General features: G+C 63.3%; 29 protein-coding genes and 1 tRNA gene. 5 read left to right on the top strand and 25 right to left on the bottom strand.

Annotation, left to right across the window (positions count from 1 at the left end):
* Positions 1 to 36: 36 nt before the first annotated feature.
* The 4 genes from FO488_RS03405 to FO488_RS03390 form a co-directional block, all read right to left on the bottom strand.
* Positions 37 to 339 (bottom strand): hypothetical protein, encoded by a 303-nt coding sequence (locus FO488_RS03405; RefSeq protein ID WP_205743339.1) that lies wholly within the window; start codon positions 337 to 339, stop codon positions 37 to 39.
* A gap of 52 nt (positions 340 to 391) precedes the next feature.
* A complete protein-coding gene (locus FO488_RS03400) occupies positions 392 to 730 on the bottom strand; it encodes a hypothetical protein (protein ID WP_149209261.1) in 339 nt (112 codons plus the stop codon).
* Between the two features lie 269 nt (positions 731 to 999).
* Entirely contained in the window at positions 1,000 to 1,554 is a 555-nt protein-coding gene (locus FO488_RS03395) for a hypothetical protein (protein ID WP_149209260.1), read from the bottom strand.
* Between the two features lie 188 nt (positions 1,555 to 1,742).
* Positions 1,743 to 1,997, bottom strand: a complete 255-nt coding sequence (locus FO488_RS03390; RefSeq protein ID WP_149209259.1) for a hypothetical protein — start codon at positions 1,995 to 1,997, stop codon at positions 1,743 to 1,745.
* Positions 1,998 to 2,324: 327 nt separating this feature from the next.
* Here FO488_RS03390 and FO488_RS19275 point away from each other — a divergent pair, with 327 nt between their 5' ends.
* Positions 2,325 to 2,477 carry a hypothetical protein gene (locus FO488_RS19275; RefSeq protein ID WP_168205850.1) on the top strand — a complete coding sequence of 51 codons (153 nt, stop codon included), beginning with the start codon at positions 2,325 to 2,327 and terminating at the stop codon, positions 2,475 to 2,477.
* Between the two features lie 88 nt (positions 2,478 to 2,565).
* On the opposite strand, the gene FO488_RS03385 is transcribed toward FO488_RS19275, so the two are convergent.
* The 20 genes from FO488_RS03385 to FO488_RS03295 all read right to left on the bottom strand — a co-directional run bounded on the left by FO488_RS03385 (position 2,566) and on the right by FO488_RS03295 (position 20,481).
* A tRNA-Asn gene (locus tag FO488_RS03385) sits at positions 2,566 to 2,641 on the bottom strand.
* A gap of 129 nt (positions 2,642 to 2,770) precedes the next feature.
* On the bottom strand, positions 2,771 to 3,391 hold the full coding sequence (locus tag FO488_RS03380; RefSeq protein ID WP_149209258.1) for a V-type ATP synthase subunit D: 621 nt from the start codon (positions 3,389 to 3,391) through the stop codon (positions 2,771 to 2,773).
* Positions 3,388 to 4,710 carry a V-type ATP synthase subunit B gene (locus FO488_RS03375; RefSeq protein ID WP_149209257.1) on the bottom strand — a complete coding sequence of 441 codons (1,323 nt, stop codon included), beginning with the start codon at positions 4,708 to 4,710 and terminating at the stop codon, positions 3,388 to 3,390. Before FO488_RS03375 ends, FO488_RS03380 begins: the two co-directional genes overlap by 4 nt.
* A 25-nt stretch (positions 4,711 to 4,735) precedes the next feature.
* Positions 4,736 to 6,016 carry a V-type ATP synthase subunit A gene (locus FO488_RS03370; RefSeq protein WP_240732164.1) on the bottom strand — a complete coding sequence of 427 codons (1,281 nt, stop codon included), beginning with the start codon at positions 6,014 to 6,016 and terminating at the stop codon, positions 4,736 to 4,738.
* The gene (locus FO488_RS19810; protein WP_240732163.1) at positions 5,917 to 6,351 is read right to left on the bottom strand and encodes a hypothetical protein; all 435 of its coding nucleotides are present in this window, start codon (positions 6,349 to 6,351) and stop codon (positions 5,917 to 5,919) included. Before FO488_RS19810 ends, FO488_RS03370 begins: the two co-directional genes overlap by 100 nt.
* Positions 6,352 to 6,552: 201 nt before the next feature.
* Complete coding sequence (locus FO488_RS03365) at positions 6,553 to 6,876, bottom strand: V-type ATP synthase subunit F (RefSeq protein ID WP_149209256.1); 324 nt, start codon at positions 6,874 to 6,876, stop codon at positions 6,553 to 6,555.
* Positions 6,873 to 7,832, bottom strand: coding sequence for a V-type ATPase subunit (locus tag FO488_RS03360; protein ID WP_149209255.1), 960 nt, complete (start codon positions 7,830 to 7,832; stop codon positions 6,873 to 6,875). The genes FO488_RS03365 and FO488_RS03360 overlap by 4 nt, the downstream gene beginning before the upstream one ends.
* A 3-nt stretch (positions 7,833 to 7,835) precedes the next feature.
* Complete coding sequence (locus FO488_RS03355; RefSeq protein WP_149209254.1) at positions 7,836 to 8,399, bottom strand: V-type ATP synthase subunit E; 564 nt, start codon at positions 8,397 to 8,399, stop codon at positions 7,836 to 7,838.
* A 10-nt stretch (positions 8,400 to 8,409) separates the two neighbouring features.
* Entirely contained in the window at positions 8,410 to 8,622 is a 213-nt protein-coding gene (locus tag FO488_RS03350) for an ATPase (protein ID WP_149209253.1), read from the bottom strand.
* Between the two features lie 50 nt (positions 8,623 to 8,672).
* Entirely contained in the window at positions 8,673 to 10,547 is a 1,875-nt protein-coding gene (locus FO488_RS03345) for a V-type ATP synthase subunit I (protein WP_149209252.1), read from the bottom strand.
* Between the two features lie 13 nt (positions 10,548 to 10,560).
* Complete coding sequence (locus FO488_RS03340) at positions 10,561 to 10,881, bottom strand: hypothetical protein (RefSeq protein ID WP_149209251.1); 321 nt, start codon at positions 10,879 to 10,881, stop codon at positions 10,561 to 10,563.
* A 24-nt stretch (positions 10,882 to 10,905) separates the two neighbouring features.
* Positions 10,906 to 11,292, bottom strand: coding sequence for a hypothetical protein (locus FO488_RS03335; RefSeq protein ID WP_149209250.1), 387 nt, complete (start codon positions 11,290 to 11,292; stop codon positions 10,906 to 10,908).
* A 27-nt stretch (positions 11,293 to 11,319) separates the two neighbouring features.
* On the bottom strand, positions 11,320 to 12,636 hold the full coding sequence (hybB, locus tag FO488_RS03330) for a Ni/Fe-hydrogenase cytochrome b subunit (RefSeq protein WP_149209249.1): 1,317 nt from the start codon (positions 12,634 to 12,636) through the stop codon (positions 11,320 to 11,322).
* 2 nt (positions 12,637 to 12,638) lie between these two features.
* Positions 12,639 to 12,995 (bottom strand): hypothetical protein, encoded by a 357-nt coding sequence (locus FO488_RS19805; RefSeq protein WP_240732162.1) that lies wholly within the window; start codon positions 12,993 to 12,995, stop codon positions 12,639 to 12,641.
* On the bottom strand, positions 12,956 to 13,552 hold the full coding sequence (locus FO488_RS03325; RefSeq protein WP_240732161.1) for a 4Fe-4S dicluster domain-containing protein: 597 nt from the start codon (positions 13,550 to 13,552) through the stop codon (positions 12,956 to 12,958). The genes FO488_RS19805 and FO488_RS03325 overlap by 40 nt, the downstream gene beginning before the upstream one ends.
* A 25-nt stretch (positions 13,553 to 13,577) precedes the next feature.
* Entirely contained in the window at positions 13,578 to 15,299 is a 1,722-nt protein-coding gene (locus FO488_RS19800) for a cytochrome b/b6 domain-containing protein (protein WP_240732160.1), read from the bottom strand.
* Positions 15,300 to 15,549: 250 nt separating this feature from the next.
* On the bottom strand, positions 15,550 to 16,977 hold the full coding sequence (locus FO488_RS03310; RefSeq protein WP_149209248.1) for a sigma-54 dependent transcriptional regulator: 1,428 nt from the start codon (positions 16,975 to 16,977) through the stop codon (positions 15,550 to 15,552).
* Positions 16,978 to 17,198: 221 nt separating this feature from the next.
* Positions 17,199 to 18,476, bottom strand: a complete 1,278-nt coding sequence (locus FO488_RS03305) for an acetate kinase (protein WP_149209247.1) — start codon at positions 18,474 to 18,476, stop codon at positions 17,199 to 17,201.
* Between the two features lie 78 nt (positions 18,477 to 18,554).
* Complete coding sequence (locus tag FO488_RS03300; protein WP_149209246.1) at positions 18,555 to 19,886, bottom strand: dicarboxylate/amino acid:cation symporter; 1,332 nt, start codon at positions 19,884 to 19,886, stop codon at positions 18,555 to 18,557.
* A gap of 91 nt (positions 19,887 to 19,977) precedes the next feature.
* Positions 19,978 to 20,481 (bottom strand): MarR family winged helix-turn-helix transcriptional regulator, encoded by a 504-nt coding sequence (locus FO488_RS03295; protein ID WP_149209245.1) that lies wholly within the window; start codon positions 20,479 to 20,481, stop codon positions 19,978 to 19,980.
* Between the two features lie 246 nt (positions 20,482 to 20,727).
* Between FO488_RS03295 and FO488_RS03290 the strand changes: the two genes are divergently transcribed.
* From FO488_RS03290 to FO488_RS03275, 4 genes are all read left to right on the top strand, one after another.
* The gene (locus FO488_RS03290) at positions 20,728 to 21,147 is read left to right on the top strand and encodes a ubiquinol-cytochrome c reductase iron-sulfur subunit (protein WP_149209244.1); all 420 of its coding nucleotides are present in this window, start codon (positions 20,728 to 20,730) and stop codon (positions 21,145 to 21,147) included.
* 16 nt (positions 21,148 to 21,163) lie between these two features.
* Positions 21,164 to 22,267, top strand: coding sequence for a cytochrome bc complex cytochrome b subunit (locus FO488_RS03285; protein ID WP_149209243.1), 1,104 nt, complete (start codon positions 21,164 to 21,166; stop codon positions 22,265 to 22,267).
* A gap of 17 nt (positions 22,268 to 22,284) precedes the next feature.
* Positions 22,285 to 23,082 (top strand): cytochrome c3 family protein, encoded by a 798-nt coding sequence (locus FO488_RS03280; RefSeq protein WP_149209242.1) that lies wholly within the window; start codon positions 22,285 to 22,287, stop codon positions 23,080 to 23,082.
* Positions 23,083 to 23,299: 217 nt separating this feature from the next.
* Positions 23,300 to 23,647, top strand: a complete 348-nt coding sequence (locus FO488_RS03275) for a DUF2845 domain-containing protein (protein ID WP_149209241.1) — start codon at positions 23,300 to 23,302, stop codon at positions 23,645 to 23,647.
* Between the two features lie 102 nt (positions 23,648 to 23,749).
* Here FO488_RS03275 and FO488_RS03270 read toward each other — a convergent pair whose 3' ends face one another.
* Entirely contained in the window at positions 23,750 to 24,466 is a 717-nt protein-coding gene (locus FO488_RS03270) for an SDR family oxidoreductase (RefSeq protein ID WP_149209240.1), read from the bottom strand.
* Positions 24,467 to 24,544: the final 78 nt, after the last annotated feature.

The following is a 24,544-nucleotide window of genomic DNA, read 5'->3' as shown; positions in this document are numbered from 1 at the left end:
TTGCCATCATCAGTTGATACTTTTTATCTCGACTCCTTAAAACAGTGAACCGGCAATGCCACCAACCAGTGTCCCAACAGCCATGCCGATAGGCCCGGCCTCACTTCCATACATCGCCCCGGCAAGCGCCCCGGCCGCCATCCCTGCGGCCCCGCCAAGCGCGGTATTCTGCTGTTTCTCCGCCATCGCGTTCTGTTTATTGGCAATGTCCTGCTCGGCCTTCATCTTGGCGTCGAGGCTAGAATACCTCTGCATTGACTGAAGGGCATTGTTGCCCATGATCTGGCCGCTACCGATTAACCCTGCCATATTCTTCTCCTGTGATACAGTGCTATTCATCTTTCACAGGATTTTGCCATCCAACAGGACCGCTGTCACTACAATTTTACCATCAATAGCCTATCTTTATTTCTGGGCCGCACCTATTAAGTAGTTTTGTGAAACGGGCTTCTTTAACCTCCTGTAACCAACAGGCAAAACCGTTACAATCGTTCTCAAAGAAAAACTCTTCGCCCTTATCTGTATCAATCTCAACATGGTCAGCAACATGTGATGTTGTCTGTGACACGATAATTTGCTTATCAGCCGGCACACGGAAAGAAATATGCTCTCCACAAGCCAACCAGTAAAAATCATCGTTGTCTAATTGTATCGTCATCCTCACGGCACAGCCAGAGTAGCCTGACGGCCGTGCAATATGAACCGTAGCAAAATTATCACCATCAACCATAGGAACTCCCCCCACCAACTTGCCAGCAGCACAACCATTCAAAACCATTACAAAGAGCAAACAGACCATCGTTCTTAACATACTGGCCTCACATGACATTTCGTTGAAAAGTTCCTATTCCGTTTCCGGATTGCTCTGCGCTTTCAGTGTGCCCGGCGCCTCGGTTCGCGTTATGCCTACGGTGTTTCCGGCTGGCTTGTCTCCGGCGATTCCGTGCTTGCGCTGTCGGTATACCGTTACCCAAGGCGAAATGCCAAGGGGCTTTGGTCTTATTGGGCGTTACCGTAGATCGTTAAGGAGGTGAGCAACGGGTGCCCCGATGTGGTCCCATAGGTGGCGATGCTTACGGCAATGCGCGTTGGGGTGCCGCTGGAGTTGAGGTATATCGTGTCAACCTCATTGGAGGTTATGACCGCCCCCGTCTTGATGACGGCTGTGACAACCAACTGCACCGCACCGTCGAAGTCTGGGTTGAGAGCCCAATGCACTGTCTTGGTAGTCCCGTCGCTCCTGGTAGCCGCAGCCAGGTCTCCGGAGTCGCCCACCTTGGCTGATGTGGGTGCAGCAACCTGGGAGGCCGGAGTGTAGGTGGCGCCATTATCGTACACGGTTTTGTAAAGGCTCCCATCCAAGGCGAGATAGTAGCTGGTAATGGTGGTGGTGGCCGGGCTGCCGTTGGCCGCCTGGAGCGTGACGGTGGAAACTGACTTTGTGACGCTCTGCCCCTCGAACGTGGTGGAGCCGTCCCCGGTGAAGGACATCGCCCCCGTCCAGTGGGCGCCCGAAGCGTCATACCCTGACAGGGAGGGGAAGTTGAATTGCACCCCCGAAGATGTGCCAAGGAAAGCACCATTGATTTTTGTCAGATCAACTGTGGTGCCGACCGGGGTTGTCACGCTTGCCGTGTTCAATCCGCCCGATCCGCTGCCGCCACCACATGCGGTAAGTCCTGTTACCATTACAAGCACAGCGATTATCTGTTTCATATTTCCTGCTTCCTCCCGCCCATCAGTTATATTTCAGCCATTTTTCGGTACAAGACAAACTCGCCCGCCTGACTCAGCATCTCCCGTGTGGCGGCCAGGTAGCGTTCTTTTAAGCCGGGCGAGAATGGGTACGTTAGCGCCTTTTTCCGTGCCTGGTGCAGGAGCATGGCGGCCATTTCGATCTCAATATCAAAAGCCTTCTGGGTATGAGGGAGATTGGCTGCAAGGTATTTCGTGGCGTCGAGATGTATCCCTGACCGGCGCAGCAGTTCATCCATCATCAAGGCAGAGGTGCCCATACAAGTAATCTTCGGTAAAGTTGTGGGCAATAATCGAGCTCATTCTCCCATAGAACCATGAGGTTGTCAAACCGACCCAATATCTTGAAAACTGGGCGGGTTTGCGAAGGGGGTGGGTCGCATTGACCGACCGGGGGGCTACAGACGGGGTGTAGGGGTAGTGGTGCCGGGTCTTGTCATTCAAGTTGGGTGTCAGCATCATCCAACTTGAATGTAACTATATGTTTTTATTTAATTTTATATTGACGACTGATACAGATGAGTGGTAAAAACTCTTCGGCATTGCCAACTAAACTAGGAGGCGTTAGCATGACTATCACAGAGCTGATCGAAAAACTGGAAGAAGCAAGGGCAAAACTGGGGGATGTTAGGGTGTGCCACAACCCAGACGAAATTGAATGTGTCGATATTGTAAACACAGACCCAGTAGCCGAATGCCCACCGCATGTATACTTGATCTGAAAAGTCCAGCAAGATCACAACAGACCACACCAGAGACCACACAAACAAAAAGGGCCTACAGATCATCTCTGTAAGCCCTTGATTTGTTTGGCTCCCCAACCCGGACTCGAACCAGGGACAAGGTGGTTAACAGCCACCTGCTCTACCGACTGAGCTATTGGGGAATAGCGGTGTAGAGCCGAGTTTTTACCACGGAATTGTTTCCCGTGTCAACTCAAAATGTCTGCAAAAAAATTGCGCCCACCGACTGCGGCGGAAGCCGGTGATATCATGCCGTTTGTCCCTGCTCCGGTTCATTCGCTCCGCTGCTCCTTGAAGCGCTTGAGGCGGTAGAAGGATTCCCGTTCCCGCTCACCGATATAGTGGGCGATTGCCCTGATCTCGCTCTTAAGTCCGGGGAGCACCCGCTCTTCCAGCACCCTGATGCGCCGCGTCACCCGCACGACCTCCTCCCCCAGCCGCTTCATCCGCACCTCGAAGGCGGCAATCTCCAGCATCTCCGCCACGATCTCTTCGAAGAGGCCGATGGCCTCCTCCAGATGCGGCGTGGTGAAACGGCAGTCGTAGCCCCGCTCGTCCGGGGGGCGGCGCACCTCGCCCTGAATCTGGATCTCCCGGTAACGGAGCCCCATGACGTTCCGCTCTCCGACCTCCACCCCCACGTCCTGGGCGGCCTCCATGGGCAACGACCCGATAAAGTCGTCTCCTTCCAGGCCGCCGGCCAGCGCTATCTCGGTCAGGGCCTTGGTGTAGGCCCTTTTTACCTCTGCCCGGGATTGGAGAAAGGGGGTGGAGATGGCCAGGATCTCCCGGATCAGGGCCAGGCGGCGGGCCGTGAGGATGCCGACGCTCCCGGCCACCGAGCGGGCCTTTTCCTTGAGCAACAGCAGGTTGGTGCGGGTCGGGTGGATCATGGCGGCTCCAGAGAGAAGCGCTGCAACAGGGCCAGGCCGGCGTCCAGGCTCGCGCCGATCCCCCGGCGCACCCTTCCCTGGCCGACGACCTCCGTCTCAAAGGCATCGGCGAAATCCAGCATCACCCGGTCGGCCGCCATCATCCCCTCCCGCCCCACCACCGCCTCCAGGCCGCGCATGTAGCGCCCCTTGGCATAGTGCCGGTACAGGGCGTCGGCGATCCGGCGGTGGTCATCCCGCGTATGGCCGGGGCCGATGCCGCGCTGCATGAGGCGGGACAGGCTGGGGAGTACGTCCACCGGCGGAAAGACGCCCCGCTGGTGCAGTTCGCGGGAGAGCACGATCTGCCCCTCGGTGATGTAGCCGGTCAGGTCCGGGATCGGGTGGGTAATGTCGTCCTCCGGCATGGTCACCACCGGTAGCATGGTGACCGACCCGGCTGTCCCCTGAATCCGCCCGGCCCGCTCGTACAGGGAGGCCAAGTCGGAGTACAGGTAGCCGGGATAGCCCCGCCGGCCGGGGAGTTCCTCGCGGGCCGTGGAGACCTCCCGCAGGGCGTCGCAGTAGTTGGTGATGTCGGTCACCACCACCAGTACGTCCATGCCGCAGGAAAAAGCCAGGTACTCGGCGCAGGCCAGGCCGAAGCGGGGCACCAGGAGCCGCTCCACCACCGGTTCGTCGGCCCGGTTTACGAAAGCCACGAACCCGGTGCGCATCTCCTCGAGCGCATCCATATAAAAAGAGTAGTCGTGGTGCGTCAGCCCCAGGGCCACGAACACCACCACGAATTCCCCCCCGCCCGCCAGGCGCGCGTTGCCCAGGATGCCGGCCGTCACCTCCCGGGAGGGAAGCCCGGCGCAGGAGAAGATGGGGAGCTTCTGCCCCTTGACCAGGGTATTGAGGGTATCGATGGCGGTAAAGCCGGTTTCGATGAACTCCTCGGGGCAGGCCCGGGCCGTGGGGTTGATGGGGAGGCCGTTCACCCCGCCCCACTGCTCCGGGATAAACAGGGGGAGGCCGTCGATGGGGTCGAAGGAGCCGTTGAAGACCCGCCCCACCATGGCGCGGGCCAGGGGGGCGCGGCGGACCGCATCGCTGAAGATGACCTCGGCCCCCAGGTCGATGCCCGCGGTCTCCCCGAACACCTGGATCAGCACGGTCCGACCGGAGATCTTCAACACCTCGCCGGCCACGGCCGTGCCGTCCGGGTAGACGATCCTCACCATCTCCCCCATGCGGCAGTTCACGACCCCCTCCACGAACAGGAGCGGCCCCCCCACGGAAGCGACACTGCGGTATCGGTGTTCGCTCAGCCTCATAGCCACCTCGTGTCGTCAGGGACGCTTACGTCCCACCTGCCAGCGCCTCGTCCAGGGAAAGCCCCTGCTTGAGGCCTGCCTCTGCCCGGTCGTGAAACGCCAAGATTGCGGCCATCTTTGCCGCCGTCCGTTCCGGCGCGCAGAAGGCGTCGTCGCCGTAGGCGTTCTGGCAGAGAAACTCGTTTCTGATCCGCTCCGTGGTCATCATCAGGAGCCGGTCCCCATCCTGCAACCCCTCGGCCCCCACGATCTCCGCCACCTCCCGCAGGGTTTCCTCCCGCTGCAGCAGTTCCCGGCAGCGCCGCTGCATCTCCCCCCAGGCCGGGGCCACCCGGGCGGCAAAGTGCCCCGTCACCCCGGCGGCGTAGAGGGAATAGCTCTGGGCCCAGTTGATGGCCGGATAATGGCGGCTGTGGGCCAGGGCGGCGTCCAGCATCAGAAACACGCCGGTGGTGCGGAGGCAGGCCTGGGTGACCGGCTCGGAGAAGTCCCCCCCCGGCGGCGAGACGGAGAGGATCATGGTGAGGGAACCGATGGCGCCGTGCAGGGTCTCCACCGCCCCGGCCCGCTCGAAGAAGGCCGCCAGCCGAGACGACAGATAGGTGGGATACCCCTCCTCCCCCGGCATCTCCTCCAGGGAGGATGAGATCTCCCGCAATGCCTCCCCCCAGCGGGAGATGCTGTCGGCCAGGAGCAGCACGTGCAGTCCCAGGTCCCGGTAGTATTCCGCCATGGTGACGGCGGTGTAGATGGACGCCTCCCGGGCGGCCACCGGCATGTTGGAGGTGTTGACCACCACGATGGTGCGGGACAGGAGCGGGGCGCCGCTGCGCTGGTCCTTCAGGGTGCGGAACTCCTCCAGCAGTTCGGCCATCTCGTTGCCCCGCTCACCGCACCCCACGTACACCACCAGGTCGGCGTCGGCGAACTTGGCGATGGTCTGTTCCAGGATGGTCTTGCCGGTGCCGAAGCCGCCCGGGAAGATGGCGGTGCCGCCCCGCACCAAGGGGAAGAGGAAATCGATGACCCGCTGGCCGGTGACAAGCGGCAGCACCGGCGGGAGCTTGCGCCGGAAGGGGCGCGGCCGGCGCACCGGCCACTGCTGCCGGGCAAAGATCCCGCCACCGTCCTCGTAGCGGGCCACCGGCTCCGCCAGGGTGCCGGCCCCCGACCGCACCTGCCCCAGTCTGCCGGGGGCCGGGGCGGTCACCAGATGGACGAACGCCCCCTCCCTGATGCGCCCGATGACCTCGCCAGCCGCCACGTCATCCCCAGCCTTGCGGTCCGGCTCGAATATCCACTCCACGGCGGTGTCCAAGGGGGGATATCCCGGCAGGGGCGGATAAAGGGCCCCACGGCGGCGCGCACCCGTTCCAGAGGCCGCTGCAGACCGTCGTACATGGTGGAGACCAGTCCCGGCCCGAGGGTAACGGTGAGCTGTCCCCCGGTCCCCACGACCGGTTCCCCGACCCCCAGCCCCAGGGTATTCTCGTAGACCTGGACGACGGCCTGCTCGCCATCCAGCCGCACCACCTCGCCCACCAGCCCGGCATGGCCCACCAGGACCATGTCGCACAGCTTCACGCCGCCGATCCGTGCGGTGACCGTGGGGCCGGATATGCCGGTGACTCTTCCGTCCATGGTGAGGTCCTTTCACACTGGCAGGTTGTTGAAAAACAGCCCGCTCTCCACCGTCCTCAAAAGCCGCCTTGTGCGGCGTAGCGCCCGGCCTTCGCAGCCAAAGCCGCTTCGGCGGAGTAGGCCTTCTACGCCTCCGCGGGGCTTTTTGCAGGTGCGACGATCTGACTATTTTTGAACAACCTGAACTTTCAACACAGCTTTCTATCGCTGCAACCGCACATGATAGCCGATGGCCTTCCTGATGATGCGCAGGGCGTAATCCTCCTCGCTCTCCGCCCCTTTCCGCTCCGGCGCCGGGAGGACCACCAGCACCCCGGGCCACCGGGCGTCCATCTCCTTGAACCGCTCCTCGGTCATGCCCGGCAGAAGCCGCTCGTCCACCACCGCCACCCTGGTCTCCGGGTCGGCCAGCACGGCACGCAACGCCTCCTCGACCCCGGCGATGGTGGCCGTGTGCTGCTGGAAACCGGCCAGGGCAAAACCGGGCCGGGCATCCCCGGGCGTGATGAAGACGATCCTCTTCACAACAGCTCCCTTCCCAGGGTCTCGCGCTCCAGGTCGGCGCCGTGGAGGAGCAGGGACAGGTTGCGCGTCTCGGCCAAACGCCGCCAGAGATAGTCCAGGATCAGGCCGACTCCGTCGGGCTCCCGCCCCTGCCTGCGCAGGGCCAGAGCCAGGCGGGCCGCCAGGAGCGGGACCAGCTCCGGTGCGGCCGGGTCCGCCTCCCCCCCCAACACGCGGCCCATGAGGCGACGGGCCAACCGCCCCTCCCGGTCGCGGGCCGCCTCCCTGAGGAGCGCCACGCCGATGCTCCCCCCCGCCACAAAACCCGGCTCCCCCATCCTCCAACGCACCTGTTTGGCCAGGGCAACCATGTTTTCCATGTCGATGAGCCGGATCACAAACGCGGCGACAGCGGGATGGAGGCGGTTTGCGGCCGCGTGTTCCAGACAGGCGTCCACCAGGTGTTCCTCGCACCCCCGCATCCCCTGCCGCCGCATGATCTCCGGCAAGGCTCGCCCCCCGTCCGGCAGAAACGCCGCGTGCAGCCCCACCCCGGCCATGATGGCCGGCAGGTCGTCACCCTCCCGGAGCAGCCGTTTCACCGGGGCGCAGAGGAGGCTGAAGCGGAGCAGGCTCCCCAGGGTGCGCCCCTCTTCCCCCCGGGAACGAAGGCGCAGCGCCATGAAGAGGGTGCGCAGTTCCAGGGTGAGAAAGAACGGCTCGAAGATGGCCTGGAGGCTGCGCCCCATCTGGCGGTGGACCCAGGCCAGCTCTTGCTGGAGACTACCCCACAGCCCTTCGTCCGCCCCCCCGTCCGGGGCCTGGCGATAGGGGGATGGCGGAAGGGAAGCCAGCGGGTCGGCCGTGGCCAATAGCCGCTGCCACTCCGTCACCAGGTAGGCGCGCCGCCCCATGATGCGCGCCAGGAGGTAGGAGAGCGGTACGCCGCTCCCCCCATGTTCCGCCAGGAGCCCCATGGCTCACACCTGGGGGAGGACCGCCGCCACGACCTGGGAGACCAGTTCGGGCCAGCACCGTTCCAGGCGCTTCTCGAAGGTGTTGTCGATGGTGAGCCGCCCCCCCTCCCCCGTCACCCGCAGGCCGCCGGAGATGGCGTCGTCGGCCTCGATGCGGACTTGGGGAAAGTGCCGCCGGGCCAAGGGCACATCGGCCGGATTGACCCACACCGTTTCCCAGGGACAGGGGAGCAGTTCCCCCACCAGGCGGGCAAAATGCCCGGCATAGTCGTCACCCCGCAACTCGGCCAGGGAGGCCCGGGCCACGGCGTACAGCCGCTCGGCCAGGGAACTCTCGGCCTGGAGCCTGATCCGCTCGGCCCGGCGCCGCCCCTCTGCCGCCAGCTTGCCGGCAGCGGCGGCAATGGCATCCGCCCGGCGGCGGGCGTAGTCATCACGCAGCGCCTGGAGTTGCGCCGCCGCATCTCCCCTGATCCGGTCACCCTCCGTTGCTGCCGCCGTGCGGATGGCGGCGACCCGTTCCTCACCCTCCCGCCGAAGCGATGCGACGAGTTCATGGTATCCCATGGCGTTCCCCCTAGAGATAGAGAATCATGGCGGCGACCACGAAGCCCAGGATCACCATGGTTTCGGGGATGGCCAGCAGGATGATGATCGTTCCCGACAACTCGGGCTTCTCGGCCAGGGTGCCGGCGCCGGCCGAGCCGATCCGGGACTGGGCCCACCCGGTGGCGATGGCGCAGAGCCCGACGGCAAGGGCGGCGGCAAAACCGAGCAATACCTTTTCCATTTCCTTCCCTCCTTTCGAACGCGGGAACCCGCGGACCGCCCGGTGTGCGGCTATCCGGACGGCTTCTTGAACGGCTCGAACCGCCGGCCGCCGTAGACCATGAACTTGTCGAAAAACTCCACGTAATGGAGCCGCAGGCTGTGGATGGTGGGGGAGAACACCCCAAGGACGATATTGATCAGATGGAGCAACCCGCCCGCCACGGCCCCGGTCAGCACATCCCCGGTCAACCCCGCGAACCGGTTCGCCACCTGGGCGATGAGCACCGAGGCGAGCCCGATGGCCATGATCCGGGCGTAGGATACGATGTTGCCGATATTCTTCATCATCTCCAGCGGCGCCAGGAGCCCCCCCGTGAGGAGCATGAGCGGGATGGCGACGACCACCGCCACGTTGAGCCCCCTTCTGACCGGGACCGGAAACGGGCTGAACAGGGAGACGGCCAGGGCCGCCAGGCAGAGCAGGAGCAGGATGTTCACGAGCTTTGTCAGGGCTTCCCTGACCGCCCCCCTTCGCAGGGCCGACCAGAGGCCGAGACAGAGGCCAAGGGTGACGTGGGCGACGCCGATGGAGAGGGAAAACGCCAGCATGGGCATGATCGCCCGGCTGCGCTCGATGACGCAGGTCTGCTCCAGAAGCGCCCACCCCACGAGGCCGCCGAAGCACTCGCCGTACAGAAAACCGAACACCACGGCGTAGCAGGAGGACACCAGCAGGATCAGGGCGGCATCGCGCAGGTCGCGCCTGGTGCGGCACAGCTTCAGCATGACCAGGGCGCAGGCCGCAAGCAGCAGGCCGTACCCCACGTCCCCCAGGATCATGCCGAAGAAGATCGGGAAGAAGATGCCGATGAAGGGGGTCGGGTCGTAGGAACGGTAGGCGGGGAGCGGCAGGATGCGCGTGAAGAGCTCGAAGGGGCGAAAATAGGGGGGATTCCTGATGGCAATGGGAACGGTCTCCATCTCCTCTTCCAGCGCCTCCTGCTCCACCACCACCACCCGTCCCTGAAATTCACCGTTCAGCAGAGAGCTGAGCCGGGCCACGTCCGGGGAGGGCATCCAGCCGTGGATGAAGAAGCAGAGGTCGGTCTTGTGGATGGCTGCGGTGGTGGTGAGCAGTGTCAGACGGTCCAGCAGCCACTCCCGCACGCTGTGGTAGGTGGGCCACCAGCGGGAGGCGAAGCGGTGCAGTTCGGCGTTCACCCGGTCGAGTTCGGCCCCGATGTCGCCGATCCGGCGGCGCACCGTGCGCACCTTGTCCGGAAACGGGAGCTGCCCCAGGGAGGCCGGGAAGGCCAACTCCGGGATCCGCTCCCCGTTCAGTACGTCCCGCACCTTGCCCCCCAGTTCGGCCGGCAGGGTGATGAGCACGATGATCGCCCCCTCCGGGCCGCTGGTGGTGACGAATTCAAAGGTGTCGCCCGTCAGGCGGGCGATCAGTTGGTAGAGGTGATCCACCGCTTCGCCGTTTTTCAGGGATACCCCGATGAAATCCAGCCCGGTCCCCTCCCCGGCCGTTTTGAAGAGCGGCTCCAGGGCGTCGAGAAAAGAGGTCTGCCGAAGCAGTTCACTCCGCTCCTCCTCCAGGGCGTCCCGCCGGCGGCAGAGCCCGCTGCACAGGGCAGTATGCTTGTCCACCACATCGGCCACGATCCCCACGGCGCTGTGCGGCTCAAGGTAGCTGCACCGGGTGGGCAGCTTGGGGAGGAATGCGGCCAGTTGGCCGATCCTTGCCAGGAGATCGTCGAAGTACAGTCGTTCCGCCAGGGTCTTCTTGTCCAGCCGTACCGACCGAAACGCCTTTTCGTCCTCCCGGCCCACAAAACCGCGCATCTCCTGTTCCACCTGGAACAGCCCCAGGGCCCGGACACGGTCCAGCACCGGGAGCAGAAACTCCATGGGGCCGATGATTTCAACCTTGGACATGGCGACGATCATGTCATTCACCCGGTAGTATGGTCCCGATCCCGTGCCGCACCAGCCGTGCGAGCCGGTCGTCCCCCAGCCGGGCCAGCCGCCCGGCCCGCGCCTCGGCCTGCCCCACGGCGACGTCGGCCTGCCGGCGTGCCTCGCCCGTAGCCACGGCCGCCACCCCGGCAGCCATCTCCTCCCGCAGCCGGGCCTCCTCCCCTGCCGCCAGCTCCGCGCACTCCCGGCGCAGGGCGGCCAGAGCCCCATCCGCTCGCTGCTGCTCGGCGGCGACCGTCTCCCGGATCTCCCGCTCCACCTCGAATACCGTATTCAGGATGTCCTGTTCCATGGCGGCTCCCCTGCGGACACGTCATTACCCGGCGTGGTATTCCGCCCGGTCCCGCTTCTGCTGGTTCAGCATCTTGCACAGCACGGCGGCGATTTCCTCCCCGGCGTCATCCAGGCAGCCGAGGAACCGGGGGTGGAGGCGGTGCCCCGCCGCCACGGTCTCCGCTTCCCTATCGGGCAGGATCAGGACGGTGCGGCAATCGTGCAGCATCCCCTTCATCTGCCGCAGGGCGGCAAGCTCGCCCAGGGAGCCGGCGATGAGCACGGCCACCACCGGCTCCCCGGAGGGGCGCCGGAACCGGCCGACCAGGTCGTCCATGGCGCTTATGACCTCGGTTTGGGGTACGGTCCGGGTCACGGCGTCGCGGATGTGGTCGGCGACCCCGTCCCGTGCGAACAGGAGTATCTGCATGGCGCGGTCCTTTCACACAGGCGCCCATCACGCCCTGGCAACGGCCCCGGCGCTCTTGACGGGTTTCACATGGGCGATATCGCGGTGCATGTGGGGGTTGGGGAGCACCGGCAGATACCTGATCAGCACCTGGTAGCCCAGGATTTCGATGGAGACGATGCCGACCGAGATCATCAACTCCGCAAAGGAGGGGAAATAGCGCCAGCCGGTACCCGGGATGAACCCGATGAGGTAGACGTTGAAACGGTACAGGGCGCCTCCCAGGAGCATCATGACCGCAGTGGCGAAGAGCCAGCGCGGCGAGCGCCACCGTTTGCTCTCGAAGAGCAGCAGGGAGCCGCCGGCCAGGAGCAGGAATTCCAGCAGGAAGAACAGGGAGTACTTGTCCCCCTTGAAGATGAGGGCGATCTGGTCGCGCTGGATGAGGTCGCCCAGCCGGACCGACAGCCAGACTGCGGCCAGCCAGGGGATGATGTGGGCCAGCCCGGACAACTCATCCACCTCGTACTCCCGCTTGAGCAGGTAGGATGAGACCAGGGATTCCAGAATCACGATGGCATACCCCATGTACATGCAGTTGATCAGGAAGAGCAGCGGCAGGAACCCGGTATGCCAGAGGGGGTGCAGCTTGGTGGGGGCGATGAGCATCAGGGAGCCGAGGGACGACTGGTGCATGGTCGGCAGGACGAGGCCGAGCGCCACGATGAAGATCAGGATATTGTTGAACTTGGGATGGAACCAGGCCACGGCCGAGTGCACCCAGGCCACGGTCGTCCGCACCAGGGTCTCGTCCTGGGGGGTGTGGCGCGGATGGAAATGGTAGATCGCTTTCTGGAGCCATGTCATCTTGCTGTGCTCCAGAACGCAGAAAAGCGAGGGGAAGAACTCGATGATCTGCACCATGCAGTACCCCATGATGCAGAGCGCCACCTCGAACATGGCAGAATTGGGTTGCCAGCGGGACGGCATGAAGAAACCGTAGGCGTTCCAGGGACGGCCGATGTCCACCATGACCGAAAAGCCGGCCAGGCAATAGCCGAACAGGCTGGTCAGGATGGCGGAGCGGATGAGCGGGTGATACTGCCAGCGGTTGCGGATGTACACCAGGATGGCGATGGCGTAGCCGCCGCACGCGATGGCGGTGCCGGTGGCCACGTCGTAGGCGATCCAGATCCCCCAGGGATAGCCGTCGCTCAGGTTGGAAACCGCGCCGATCCCCTTGACGAACCTGAGGATGATGAAGTAGACCCCCACCAGGGAGAGCGCCAGGAAGAAGTAAAAGGGCTTGGTGAAAAGCGGCCGGTGTACCCGGACGAATTCCTTGCTGTGTTCGTGTTCCCTCATGGTCACTCCTCCTCTTCCCGGATTCCGGCCTGTTCCCGTTTCTTCCGGTTCCTGAGCGCGATGGCGCAGAGCATGGCATAGAGCGCCACCGGGGCGATGAACCCCCGGTAGATGGTGTGCTGGATACGCTCGGAGAACTCGGCCGGCGCCTCGGCCGGCAGCCGGGGCAGGCCGAGCCTGATGAACGGCACCCCCGCCAGGTAGAGGTGATTGGTCCCTCCCACCTCACGCTCGCCGTAGATGTAGTTGACGTACCGGCCGCCATTGGCGTCGATCCTGCCCCGCGCATCCCGCAGCAGGTCGCCGCGCTTGCCGAAGGCTATGGCCCCGGTCGGGCAGACCTCGGCGCAGGCCGGCACCCCCTTGCCCCGCAGGTTGGTGCTGCGGCACAGGTCGCACTTGACGATCCGGGGGCCTTCCGCTCCCACTGGAAGCGGGGGATGCTGAAAGGACAGGCGATCTGGCAGTAACGGCAGCCGATGCATTTGTTCTTGTCGTAATCCACGATGCCGGTCGCCTCGTCCTTGGTCATGGCGCTCACCGGGCAGACCGATACGCAGGAAGGCTCCTGGCAGTGCATGCAGGAATATTTTATGTACGACCAGCGGTTTTGCAGCCCTTTGTACAGCTTGATCAGGGTCCGGGTGTTGCCCGAGAGGTCGGCCGGCGCGTCCCACAGCTTGTCCTGATCGAAGGGGGCCCGTTCGTAGGCGAGGCCGCCGGAATCGCGGTTGACCCGCTTGCAGGCCGCCATGCACGCCTTGCACCCCACACAGCGCGTGGCGTCGTAGAGCATGCCCAACTCGTCGTTGTTGACACTCCGCCCCTCCCGGGCGGCACACGGCCGGCCGGTCAGAAGCCCGGCGCCGGTCGCCCCGAGCAGTTTGAGAAACTGTCTCCTGCTGGTCGTTCCCATAGTACTCGACCTCCTCTCTACGGAATCACTCGGGCGTTGGCGCCCCGCCCTCCTCCGCTTCCTCCTCCTTCTCCCACCCGGTCCACATGGTCCTGATCTCGGAGAATGGGGTGGGACCAAGGGTCGTCAGATAGAAATGGAAGAAGGTAAAGGCGCACAGGCAGCAGGCGGTGAAGAAGTGCAGCCCGTCGATCAGCTTGATCCCCCCCAAGAGGAACAGCATGTCCCGCAGGGGCCGGATATCCAGCAGCAGGAAGCCGGTGACGATCACCAGCGGCATGAAGACGAGCATGATCACCAGGTAGGCCATCTTCTGGAGCGCGTTGAACTTGTTCTCCGGGGTGGCGTGGAAGGGGTTCGGCTTGCCGCGGAAGTAGTTGAAGGCATAGAAGACCGCCTGCCGGATGAGTCCGTGCTTCACCTCGTCCCCGGTGGGGAAGTAGATCCTGCCGATGGCATGGGAGATGACCACGTAATAGAGGACCCAGTACACCATGGAGAGCGCCACCACGACCCCGGCCACGTTGTGCAGCGTCACCGCTGCCCGGTAGCTGCCGAACAGGTTGACCGCCTCGGGGAAACGGATCTGGACCCCGGTGACGCAGAGGGTGACGATGCTGAGAGCATGAATCCAGTGCCAGATCCTGACCGGGGTCGGCTGCAGGTAGACGATCACCTCGTGGGCGGCCGGGTCGTGTCCGTGCTCCCGCTTCCTGCGGGTCAGGAAGCGGATGAACCCGTGGCCCAGGGGGATGACGATGCCGCAGGCGATGATGAGGCCGCCGATGATGCTGAACGCTTTGCTACGGGTGGCGCCGGTCATGTAGAAATCCGGGGTGCCGTAGAGAACGTCCAGGACCGCCCCCTTTTCCACGGCCACCCGGCTGTAGGCCCCGCTCTTGCCGGGGAAGGAGACGAAGCCGGTCTGGAGGGCCCGGGTCCCGGAGACGTGGCAGAAGGTGCAATCCCAGCGATTGTCCAGGATCTGGTAGCTGTGGGTCACCACCTCGGGCATCATCATGCCCCGCAGGCGCATCCCGTCGTCCCGGGCCTTTTTGTTGAATCGCCGCAGCTCCTGCAGCGAGATGTAATTGTCGCCGTTGGTATCGATCAGGGAGGCGGGGCCGTTCTCGCCGGTCAGCCGCGCCAGGTCGTCGTAGGTGGCCAGGCGGAACCCGCCCTTGGGGTCCCCCTTTTCCACAAACAGATTGATGTAATACCCCTTGGACCCGGTGTGGCAGGTGATGCAGGGCAGGCTGTCCAGGTGGAGCCCGGTCTGGGGGAGCCATTTTTCATGGCTTTTCAGGGTTGCCGGAGGCAGGTGACAGCGGGAGCAGACGGCGTTGATCTCCACCCCCGACACATAGGCCGATTTCCTTGCCCGGTGCGGGTCGTGGCAGTCGGCGCAGGTGGCGTTCTTACCGTGCAGGCTTTGGGCATACTCCCTGGCGACCGCGCCGTGGCACTCCGTGCAGGTGGCGCGGGACGGCTTGGTCCCATCGTCGGGATGCCGGTCGGTCACCGCATCGTGGCACGAGGTGCAGCCCACGACCTTATGGCTGGTGTCGGCGTATTGCAGCGGGTCGATATAGAGGCGCGCGCCCCCCTGCCGGATGATGGACTGCTCGCCGTGACATTCGAGGCACTCCCCGTTGTCCCGCGCGCCGAAGGCGGCGTGCCCGAAAAACAGCGTCGCCAGTACCGCCAGGAAACACCCCCGCGCCAGACCTCTGCCGTTGGTTCCCATAGCCCCTCCGCATGTAACCGTGATCCGTTTGTCGCGGCACCCCCGCCCGGCATGCCAGGGGCGCAGGCCCGCTACCGTGAGCCCTAGCATCAGGCGTACCGGAAAAATTCGCAGGCGCCGGGAGAACGATCTCGAATGATTCCGGATTGTTGCAGGCAGGGGTGACGGGTAGGCGGGGAAGTCTTTTCCTGCGGGACAGGAAAATTACTGCGAGACAGGAAAATATGTTGTCCGGCAGGAAATCACCGTGTCATTCGGTCTCGGCATCGGGATCGAAATAGCGGCGGTGGATATGGTGGTTCTTCATCAGGGCGTAGAGGCGCGACGGGGAGAGCCCGGAGATGCGGCAGGCCTCGGTGATGTTCCCCCCGGTGATGGCGATCAGTTCATGGAGGTAGTTGTTTTCGGCCCGGTGCGCCGCCTCATCCCGGAAATCGTGCAGCGGCGGGAGTCCGCGCACGGGAGCCGGGGAGGCGTCGCCCTGCCGGACATGGCCGCCGGCGGCCCGCGCCGCCTGGATGCGGATGTCGCTGGGAAGATGCTTGGGAAAGAGGGTCGGTTCGTAGCGCGCCGAGGCGATGACCCGGTCCAGGGTGTTGATCAGCTCCCGTACATTGCCGGGCCAGGCGTAAGCGCCCAGGCTCTGGAGAAACTCGGGGGCGAACCCCTTATGGGCCAGGCCGTAGCGCTCGCATAGCCGGTCCATGTGGTAGCGCACCAGTTCCTTGACGTCGTCGAGCCGGTCCCTGAGCGGCGGGATCTCGATGGTGAAGGAGCGGAGCCGGAAGAGGAGGTCGCTGCGGAATTGCCCTCCCTGCACCAGGGCGTCCAGGTCCCGGTTGGTGGCGGACACGAGCCGGAAATCGCTCTCCACCTCCCCGCTCCCCCCCAGGGGACGGAAACGGTGCTCCTGGAGCACCCGCAGGAAAGCCCGCTGCACGGAGACGGAAAGCTCCCCCACCTCGTCCAGGAACAGGGTGCCGCCGTGGGCCTGGCGGATCAGGCCGTCGCGGCCGTGTTCCGCGCCGGTGAAGGCCCCTTTCTCGTGGCCGAACAGGAGGCTTTCCACCAGGGTGTCCGGAAGGGCGGCGCAGTCCACCACCACGAAATTGCCCCCCGCCCGACCGCTGTTGTGGTGGATGGCCCGGGCAAAAAGCTCCTTGCCGGTGCCGGTTTCGCCCGTGATCATGACGGTGGTGTCGTTCACCGCCGCCTGGGCGACCAGATCGAGGCAGGCGGTCAGCTTCCGGCTGCTCCCCACGATGCCGTCCCGCTTCAGGGCGGTCACGTTCTTCCGGGAGCAAAAGAGCTTCTCCTGACGGTACTGGATCGCCCGGACCAGCGGCAGCCTGATCTCCTCCGGGGGCGCCCCCTTTGTCACGTAATCCCAGGCCCCGCTCCTGATGACCGTTTCGGCGGCGTCCGGCTCGTCCGCCCCGGTCATGATGATGATCTCCGGGCTGGAGGGGGCCGCCTGGATGACCGGCAGCAGGTCGAGCCCGTTGCCGTCGGGCAGGTGGATGTCGAGGAACACCACGTCGAAGGGGCGGGAGACGGCCAGCGGCACCCCTTCCCGCAGGCTCTTCCTCCAGGAGGCGTCGTGTCCCAGGCCGGTCACCGCCCGGCAGAGCGAAGAGCCGGTCCCGTCGTCGTTGTCGATGATCAGAACGTTCGACATGCATCCATCCTTGGGCGGCCGCGGCCGGGGCTTTCCTGCAGGCAAATTCCCCGCCCCGGGGAGAGGGGCGGGGGACGGATATCCCCTCATCCGGCCTTCGGCCACCTTCTCCCACTGGGAGAAGGGTTCAACGGGAGATCGCTGCTTATCGACGTGTTAATTATAGCGCAAAAAAACGGAAAACATAGCAGGGGGCAGGAAGCCGGGCACCGGCCTCGCGGCTATGCCGCGGGCCGGACGGGGACGAAATCGGGGCGGGTGAAGGAATAGTCGTAGTGCAGGTGGTCGCTGTATTCCCCGGCAAGGATGGCGGTCACGTCCTGGGCAAAGACCAACTCTTCATCGGTGGACATGACGAAGACCTTGACCGGCGATGCGTCGGTGGTGATGAGCGCCTCCTCCCGCTCCGGGCGGGCGGCGCGGTTTCTCTCCGGGTCGGGGAGAATGCCGAAGCATTCCAGCCCCGCCAGGGTCAGCTCCCGGGCGAACCACTCCTCCGCGCCCGCGCCGGTGGTGAAAACCACGGCATCCAGCGGCCCCACGGCGGCCAGGTAGGCGCCGATATACTTCTTGAGGCGGTAGGCCTCCATCTCCAGGGCCAGCCGGCAGCGGGCGTGGCCGGTGGAGGCGGCCTCCAGGATATACCGCCGGTCCTTGTTCAACCCGGTGATGCCCAACATCCCGCTCTTCTGGTTGAGGATGCTCTCCATCTCCCGCGCCGAGAGATTCAGCTGCTGCATGATGAAAGGGGTGATGCCGGCATCGAAATCGCCGCTGCGCGTCTCCATGACCGCCCCCTCCAGGGGGGTGAGCCCCATGCTGGTATCGATGGACCTGCCGTTTTTGATGGCGCACAGGGACACGCCCTTCTCGATATGGATGGTGATCAGGTTGCAGGCGTCGGCCGGCTTGCCCAGAAGCCCGGCGGCCCGCCGGGAAAGATAGATGTGGGACGGCCCGTGGAAGCCGTAGCGCCTGATGCCGAATTTTTTGTACCATTCGTAGGGCAGGGGATAGATGTAGGCGTAATCCGGCATGGTGACGTGGAAGGCGGTGTCGAAGATGGCCACGTGGGGGATACGGGGCAGGAACTCCCTGGCGGCCTCGATGCCGGCGATGTTGGCCGCATTGTGCAGCGGCGCCAATTGCTGGAGATCCCGGATGGCGTCCAGCACCTGGTCGTCGATCACCATGGAACGATTGAACTTTTCCCCGCCGTGGGCCACCCGGTGGCCCACAGCCCCGATCTGCGCCGCCTGCTCCCTGACGCCGTGCCGGGCATCGTTCAGAATGGCCAGGATCTGGGACACGGCCCCCCGGTGATCCACAAACTCCACCTTCCGGGTCTCCTCCTCCCGGCCCGGCACCTTCAGGCTGATGGAGGTTCCGCCAAGCCCGACCCGCTTCACGTCCCCCGCCGCGAGGAGCGCCCCGCCCCCCCAGGTGAAGAGATGGTATTTTATGGAATGGGTCCGGCAACTCAGGGTCAGAATATTCATGTACGCTCCGCTTTCCCTGCCGGACAGAAGTTTCAAGGCGCCCTTTCCGCGCCACTGAATGCCGGCTCCGGCCCCATCTTACTCTTTAACCGGCACCTGCTCAAGAAAAGATGCATCCTCCTCCGCAAGGGCGTCCTCGTCGGCCTCCGGGCACGCCTCCCGGTTCAGGACGCAGTGCAGCCGTTCCACGTCCAGTTCGTTCTCCCACTTGGAAACCACCACGGTGGCGACGCCGTTGCCGATGAGGTTGGTGATGGCGCGCGCCTCGGACATGAAGCGGTCGATCCCCAGTATCAGGGCCAGGCCGGCCACCGGAATGGTGGGGATGGCGGCAAAGGTGGCCGCCAGGGTCACGAAACCGCTCCCCGTAACCCCGGCAGCCCCCTTGGAGGTCAAGAGGAGGATGGCGAGCATGGTCAGGGTCTGGGTCATGGTCAGGTGGGTATTGGTGGCCTGGGCCACGAACAGGGCCGCCATGGTCAGATAGATGGAGGTGCCGTCCAGGTTGAAGGAGTAGCCGGTGGGGATGACGAGCCCCACCACCGATTTCCGGCACCCCAGGTTCTCCAGCTTGGCCATCATGCGCGGCAGCGCCGATTCGGACGACGACGTGCCGAGTACGATGAGAATCTCCTCGCTGACGTAGCGGATGAACTTGAAGATGTTGAAACCGGTGGCCTTGGCGATGGTGCCGAGGACCAGGAAGATGAAGACGATGCAGGTGAGGTAGAAGCTCCCCATGAGCATCCCCAGCTTGGAGAGGGAGCCGACCCCGAATTTGCCGATGGTGAATGCCATGGCGCCGAAGGCGCCCAGGGGGGCGAGCCTCATGATGATGCCCACGATGCCGAACAGGATATGGGATATCTGCTCCACGAGCTTGCACACCACCTTGCCCCGCTCGCCCAGGGCCGAAAGGGCAAAGCCGAAGAGGATGGCGAAGAGGAGCACCTGCAGGATGTCACCCTTGGCAAAGGCGTCCACCACGCTCGTGGGGATGATGTTCATGAGGAAATCCGCGGTAGAGGCCGAGTGGGCCTGGGTGGTGAAGGCGGTCAGGGCCTTGGTGTCGATCTTGCTGACGTCGGCGTTGAAGCCAGCCCCCGGCTGGATCACGCTGACGATGACCAGGCCGATGACCAGGGCCACCGTGGTGACGATCTCAAAATAGAAGAGCGCCTTGACCCCGACCCTGCCGACCTTCTTCATGTCCTCCATGCCGGCGATGCCGGTGACGACCGTACAGAAGATCACCGGGGTGATGATCATCTTGATCAGCTTGATGAACCCGTCGCCGAAGGGCTTCATGGCCACGCCGCTTTCCGGGTAGTAGTAGCCGAGCAGCACGCCAGCGGCAATCGCCGCCAGAACCTGAAAATAAAGATGCTGGTAAATCCTCTTCCCTTTCATCCTGGTTCCCTCTCGAATTGATTTTAGGGACGTGGCTCAAGGTACCGCCGGTTTGCTCCCTGTCCCGCGGGGGACATCCCCCTCTGCATCGTCAGCTTTTGTGTTCCTTTTTCGCCTGGGGCAGTTCCTCCTCCCGCGCCAGGATCAGCCTGGGGGGAATCTCCTGTGCTCCCAGGATCTTCACCAGTTGCTCCATGCCGTCTTCGATGAGCAGGAGCTTGTGAGCCGACAGGGTTTCCAGCCCCTTGACCAGATGCCCTTGGACGACCTCCGGGGCCTGTTCCACCAGGTCCTTGCCGGCCTGGGTCAACTCGATGGTCACCACCCGGCGGTCTTCCCGCGAGCGGGTCCGCTCTGCCAGCCCCTTTTTTTCAAGGCGGTCGAGAATGCCCACCACGGTGGCCGGTTGAACGAACATCAGCCGCGCCAGGTCCGACACCTTGACCGGCGCGTTCTCGGCAATCATCTTGATCGCCCAGAGCTGGGGCCCGGTCAGGCCGGTTTCCCGCTTGGCCTTCTTGGAGTAGTCGTTGAAAACCTGGAATACCCTGCGAATATTATTAATGATCTCTGCCACTTTGACCGTCTTGACCATACTTCTCCCTTCGCTCATAAAAAACAGTTAACATTGCAATGATTTTAATATAAATAATTCTAGCATAAACAATATAGGCTCACAATTGTAAAGTGTCCGACACGCAATTTTATGTAAACATTTTTGCCTCTCCTCCCCGGCGGCACCGCCAACGCGGCAAAATCGGGCCGGTACCGCAACTCTCGCCTTGAAAAAAACGACAGGATTGCTATAAGTAATCATCCATGTCTCACTCGGGAGGAAGCTATGGAACGTAACGGCAGGAGAACCTTCCTGGGAGTCTGCCTGGGCGGCCTGGCGGCGGCAGTTGCCGCCGTGACCGCCTGGCCGGTGTACCGCTACCTGGCGCCCCGCTCCACCGGGGCCACGGCCGCCAGGGTCGATATCCCGGAAAAGGATGTCCCGGAAGGGGAGGCCAGGTTCTTCGAATTCAACGGCGCATCGGCGGTCGTGGTGCGGAAACGGGGGGGCGGCCTGATCGCCCTCTCCGCCGTCTGCACCCACCTGGGATGCATCGTGCAGTGGGAGAAGGACAAGCAGGACTTCCTCTGTCCCTGCCACGGCGGCCACTATAGCCCCGAGGGGGCGGTCACCGCCGGCCCCCCGCCCAAACCGCTCACAAAACTTCCCTTTAGCGTGGCCAACGGCACCATCACCGTCGGCTGAAACACCAGGAGGCTGCATGGCTCTCTTCAAACGGCTTACGGACTGGATCGACGTGCGCATCGGCGCCCGGGAGATCGTGGCGAAGGAACTGACCGGCTATCTCCTGCCCCGCAACATCAACGCCTGGTACTCCATGGGGAGCATCCTGCTCTTCATCTTCGCCATGCAGGTGGTCACCGGCATCCTGCTGTTGATCTACTATGTGCCGGACGCGGACAAGGCGTTCAAAAGCGTGGCCTTCATCATGAACCAGGTCCCCTTCGGCTGGCTCATCCGCGCGTGCCACGCCATCGGCTCCAACATGATGGTGCTGGTGCTCCTGCTGCACATGCTCTCCGTGCTCTTCATGAACAGCTACAAGAGCCCGCGGGAACTGAACTGGGTCACCGGCTTCATCCTGTTCACCCTGGTCCAGGGCATCTCTCTGACCGGCTACCTGCTCCCCTGGAGCCAGCTCTCCTTCTGGGCCACCACCGTGGCCACCAACAGCGTCAGCGCCATCCCGGTGGTGGGGCAGTACCTGGTGGAGTTCCTGCGGGGGGGCAAACTGGTCGGCCCGCCGACCCTGGGGCGTTTCTTCGCCCTGCACGTGGCCCTTATCCCCCTGGGGATCGCGGCCGTGGCGGGCGCCCACCTGTTCCTCCTGCAACGCACCGGCGTCTCCACCCCTCCCTTCGGCCGGCAGGAGACCGCCAACCAATGGCAGGGGGACGGCTACCGCTACGAGAGCCATCCGGGGGGCATCCCCTTCTTCCCCAACTATGCGCTGGAAGACCTGCGCTCCATCTTCATCTACCTGGCCTGCTTCCTGGCGGTGGTGTTCTTCGCCCCCAACCTGTTCTTCACCAGTGATTCCTTTCTCCCGGCCAACCCGCTCCAGACCCCGGCCCACATCAAGCCGGAATGGTACTTCCTGGCCAACTACCAGACCCTGAAGATCTTCCCCAGCGAGTTCATCGGCCTCGCGGTGCAGGGGGCCGCCATGACCTTCCTGGCCCTGCTCCCCTTCATCGACAGAAGCAAGGAGCGCCACCCCCTGAAACGCCCCCTGTTCATGGTCTGCGCCGTAGGGGGAATCCTGCTCTGGATCGGACTCGGCATCTGGGGGCACTACTCATGAGACACCGGGAGACTGTCATGAATCTGTTGGGAAGCCTGCTCATCCTGCTCTGGCCCCTGGCCGCCCTGCCGCCGGTGGCCTCCTTCGCTGCGGAACCGCAGGAGATCGTCTGCATCCAGTGCCACGGCGCCATGCCGGGCAAGATCGGCGAACCGGTCAAGCTCTGGAAGGGGAGCATCCATGCGGAAAACGGCATCGCCTGCAACGCCTGCCACGGCGGGGACCCCAAGGACGCGGCCAACGCCATGAGCCCGGCCCGGGGTTTCCTGGGCGCCCCCAAGGAGGCGGCCATCCCGGCCTTCTGCGGCCGCTGTCATGTGGGGGTGTTGAAGGACTATCTGGCCAGCGCCCACGGCAAGGCGTTGGGCAAGGGCGGACCGACCTGCGTCACCTGCCACAGCAATCATCTGGTGGTCAAGGCGTCCCTGGAGATCATCAACGAGAAGCGCTGCAGCCAGTGCCACAGCTTCGAGCGGGCCAAGGTGATCCGTGGCGCCATGCAGGAAACCGAGGCCATGATCGTCGCCATGGATAAGCGGATCGCGGCCTACAAGGGTGAAGGGACCGATACGGAGAAGCTGGAAAAGGGGCTGTTTGCCGTGCGCAACCGCTTCCACACCCTGTTCCACAACGTGGACGTGGACATGGTGAAGAAAGAGTCGGCCGGGATACAGGCGGACCTGAAGAAGATCCAGGCCCAGCTCACGGCCCTGGACGCATCGCGCCAGAAACGGAAGATCGCCGGGGCGGCTGTGGTTTCGGCCATGCTGCTGTTGGCGTTGTTCGCCCATTTGCTGAGGAAGACGTTTGATTAGGTGATGCTTCGCAATTACATAATGCAAATCCCGGTGTAGGGGCGCATCGCATGCGCCCTGATTAGGCGAAGAGCCGTTCGCACCAACGATTCATCACCGAAACAACCCTTTGAGGAGACCTCAGATTGGACAAAATATGTCGTAACTGTTTCTTATGGTATATGATTGCTGATGGGCAGTCAAATCATACATTGGTGACAATAGTGTGAGGGAAAGCATGAAATGGACAAGTATTGCTGTAGCCGCTGTTTTCTATTTCTCAGTCTTGCAGGCCTATGCCGACAACTTTAGCTGCCCCAACGACAATATTGTCTCGACCGGAGACAAAATCACCACCGTGGAAGCTAAATGCGATCCACCAGCTTTCAAAACTAATGACATGAGTGCCCCGATGCATTTTAATCCGGAAGTGAACCCTTGCTATAAAAGTGGTGAACCGTATGCCTGGCTGAAAAAGGAGCCATATGTAGAATGGACATACACTGAGGGCTCTTCACTGCAACATATTTTGGTATTTTATCAAGGATGTCTTAGAGAAGTCCGAACGGGTGGTTTTGTAAAATGATCAGAAGGGCCCCGCGTGGGCTGCCATGCGTGTATGGTATGCACTCGAAAGAAAACGCCCCGGTGATCCAGGGCGTTTTTTTATGTATGAACCGGCCGCCGGCTACATGGCCGAGAACTGTCGTTCGAGTCCTTTCGGGTCCTTCACCCACAATTCGCCTACCTGCGCGGACATGGGATCGGGAAAGATATCCTCATGATCCGCCAGGATGCCTTTGATGATGTTTTCCGCCGTTTCCCGGGCGCTGGTTTTCGGCATGTCAAAATCGCGGGACATGTCGGTATCTATCGGGCCGGGGAAGATAGCGTGGACGGAGATGCCCTTGGCCTTCAACTCCCCACGCATCGCCTGCGTTGCGGAAAAGAGCGCCGCCTTTGAAGCACTATAGCCGCCTACGGCGGACATGCTGGCGAGGCCGAGAACGGAGAGGACATTGGCGATGGCGCCGCCGCCCCGCTTCTCCAGCGCCGGCGCAAAGGAACGCACCACGTTGAGCGTGCCCAGATAATTCACCTCAAGATCGTGTTTCAGCGCGGCCGGCTCGGCGGAAACCACGGACGAGAAGGTGGCAACACCGGCGTTGTTGATGAGCAGGTCCACATCCTGCGCCAGGGCGGCCGCCTTTCTGACGAGATCCAGGTCGGTGATGTCCAGTTTCAGCGGTACCACGCGGCTGTCGCCAAATGCCGGGAGTTCTTCAGTCTTGCGGGCCGCTGCATAGATTTTTCCGACCGGCTGCTTGAGCAGCGCTTCAACAAGGGCCTTGCCGATGCCTCTATTGGCTCCGGTTACCAGAATGGTTCTGTTTTCGAGCTTCATGTCTTCCTCCGATCATGGACATGGGAATCGGTGATGCATCATAATAAGACTATAGTAGTCTTTTACGACAACATCAAG

This window comes from Geobacter sp. FeAm09, assembly GCF_008330225.1.
GTDB lineage: Bacteria > Desulfobacterota > Desulfuromonadia > Geobacterales > Pseudopelobacteraceae > Oryzomonas.
This window is presented reverse-complemented; position numbering and strand designations above follow the sequence as displayed.

Bases quoted from the DNA above. Each gene is read 5' to 3' on its own strand.
- FO488_RS03405 (WP_205743339.1), bottom strand. From the start codon at position 339: ATGAATAGCACTGTATCACAGGAGAAGAATATGGCAGGGTTAATCGGT.
- FO488_RS03400 (WP_149209261.1), bottom strand. From the start codon at position 730: ATGGTTGATGGTGATAATTTTGCTACGGTTCATATTGCACGGCCGTCA.
- FO488_RS03390 (WP_149209259.1), bottom strand. From the start codon at position 1,997: ATGATGGATGAACTGCTGCGCCGGTCAGGGATACATCTCGACGCCACG.
- FO488_RS19275 (WP_168205850.1), top strand. From the start codon at position 2,325: ATGACTATCACAGAGCTGATCGAAAAACTGGAAGAAGCAAGGGCAAAA.
- FO488_RS03380 (WP_149209258.1), bottom strand. From the start codon at position 3,391: ATGATCCACCCGACCCGCACCAACCTGCTGTTGCTCAAGGAAAAGGCC.
- FO488_RS03375 (WP_149209257.1), bottom strand. From the start codon at position 4,710: ATGAGGCTGAGCGAACACCGATACCGCAGTGTCGCTTCCGTGGGGGGG.
- FO488_RS19810 (WP_240732163.1), bottom strand. From the start codon at position 6,351: ATGGACGGAAGAGTCACCGGCATATCCGGCCCCACGGTCACCGCACGG.
- FO488_RS03360 (WP_149209255.1), bottom strand. From the start codon at position 7,832: ATGGGGCTCCTGGCGGAACATGGGGGGAGCGGCGTACCGCTCTCCTAC.
- FO488_RS03355 (WP_149209254.1), bottom strand. From the start codon at position 8,399: ATGGGATACCATGAACTCGTCGCATCGCTTCGGCGGGAGGGTGAGGAA.
- FO488_RS03350 (WP_149209253.1), bottom strand. From the start codon at position 8,622: ATGGAAAAGGTATTGCTCGGTTTTGCCGCCGCCCTTGCCGTCGGGCTC.
- FO488_RS03345 (WP_149209252.1), bottom strand. From the start codon at position 10,547: ATGTCCAAGGTTGAAATCATCGGCCCCATGGAGTTTCTGCTCCCGGTG.
- FO488_RS03340 (WP_149209251.1), bottom strand. From the start codon at position 10,881: ATGGAACAGGACATCCTGAATACGGTATTCGAGGTGGAGCGGGAGATC.
- FO488_RS03335 (WP_149209250.1), bottom strand. From the start codon at position 11,292: ATGCAGATACTCCTGTTCGCACGGGACGGGGTCGCCGACCACATCCGC.
- hybB (WP_149209249.1), bottom strand. From the start codon at position 12,636: ATGAGGGAACACGAACACAGCAAGGAATTCGTCCGGGTACACCGGCCG.
- FO488_RS03325 (WP_240732161.1), bottom strand. From the start codon at position 13,552: ATGGGAACGACCAGCAGGAGACAGTTTCTCAAACTGCTCGGGGCGACC.
- FO488_RS19800 (WP_240732160.1), bottom strand. From the start codon at position 15,299: ATGGGAACCAACGGCAGAGGTCTGGCGCGGGGGTGTTTCCTGGCGGTA.
- FO488_RS03310 (WP_149209248.1), bottom strand. From the start codon at position 16,977: ATGTCGAACGTTCTGATCATCGACAACGACGACGGGACCGGCTCTTCG.
- FO488_RS03305 (WP_149209247.1), bottom strand. From the start codon at position 18,476: ATGAATATTCTGACCCTGAGTTGCCGGACCCATTCCATAAAATACCAT.
- FO488_RS03300 (WP_149209246.1), bottom strand. From the start codon at position 19,886: ATGAAAGGGAAGAGGATTTACCAGCATCTTTATTTTCAGGTTCTGGCG.
- FO488_RS03295 (WP_149209245.1), bottom strand. From the start codon at position 20,481: ATGGTCAAGACGGTCAAAGTGGCAGAGATCATTAATAATATTCGCAGG.
- FO488_RS03290 (WP_149209244.1), top strand. From the start codon at position 20,728: ATGGAACGTAACGGCAGGAGAACCTTCCTGGGAGTCTGCCTGGGCGGC.
- FO488_RS03285 (WP_149209243.1), top strand. From the start codon at position 21,164: ATGGCTCTCTTCAAACGGCTTACGGACTGGATCGACGTGCGCATCGGC.
- FO488_RS03280 (WP_149209242.1), top strand. From the start codon at position 22,285: ATGAATCTGTTGGGAAGCCTGCTCATCCTGCTCTGGCCCCTGGCCGCC.
- FO488_RS03275 (WP_149209241.1), top strand. From the start codon at position 23,300: ATGAAATGGACAAGTATTGCTGTAGCCGCTGTTTTCTATTTCTCAGTC.
- FO488_RS03270 (WP_149209240.1), bottom strand. From the start codon at position 24,466: ATGAAGCTCGAAAACAGAACCATTCTGGTAACCGGAGCCAATAGAGGC.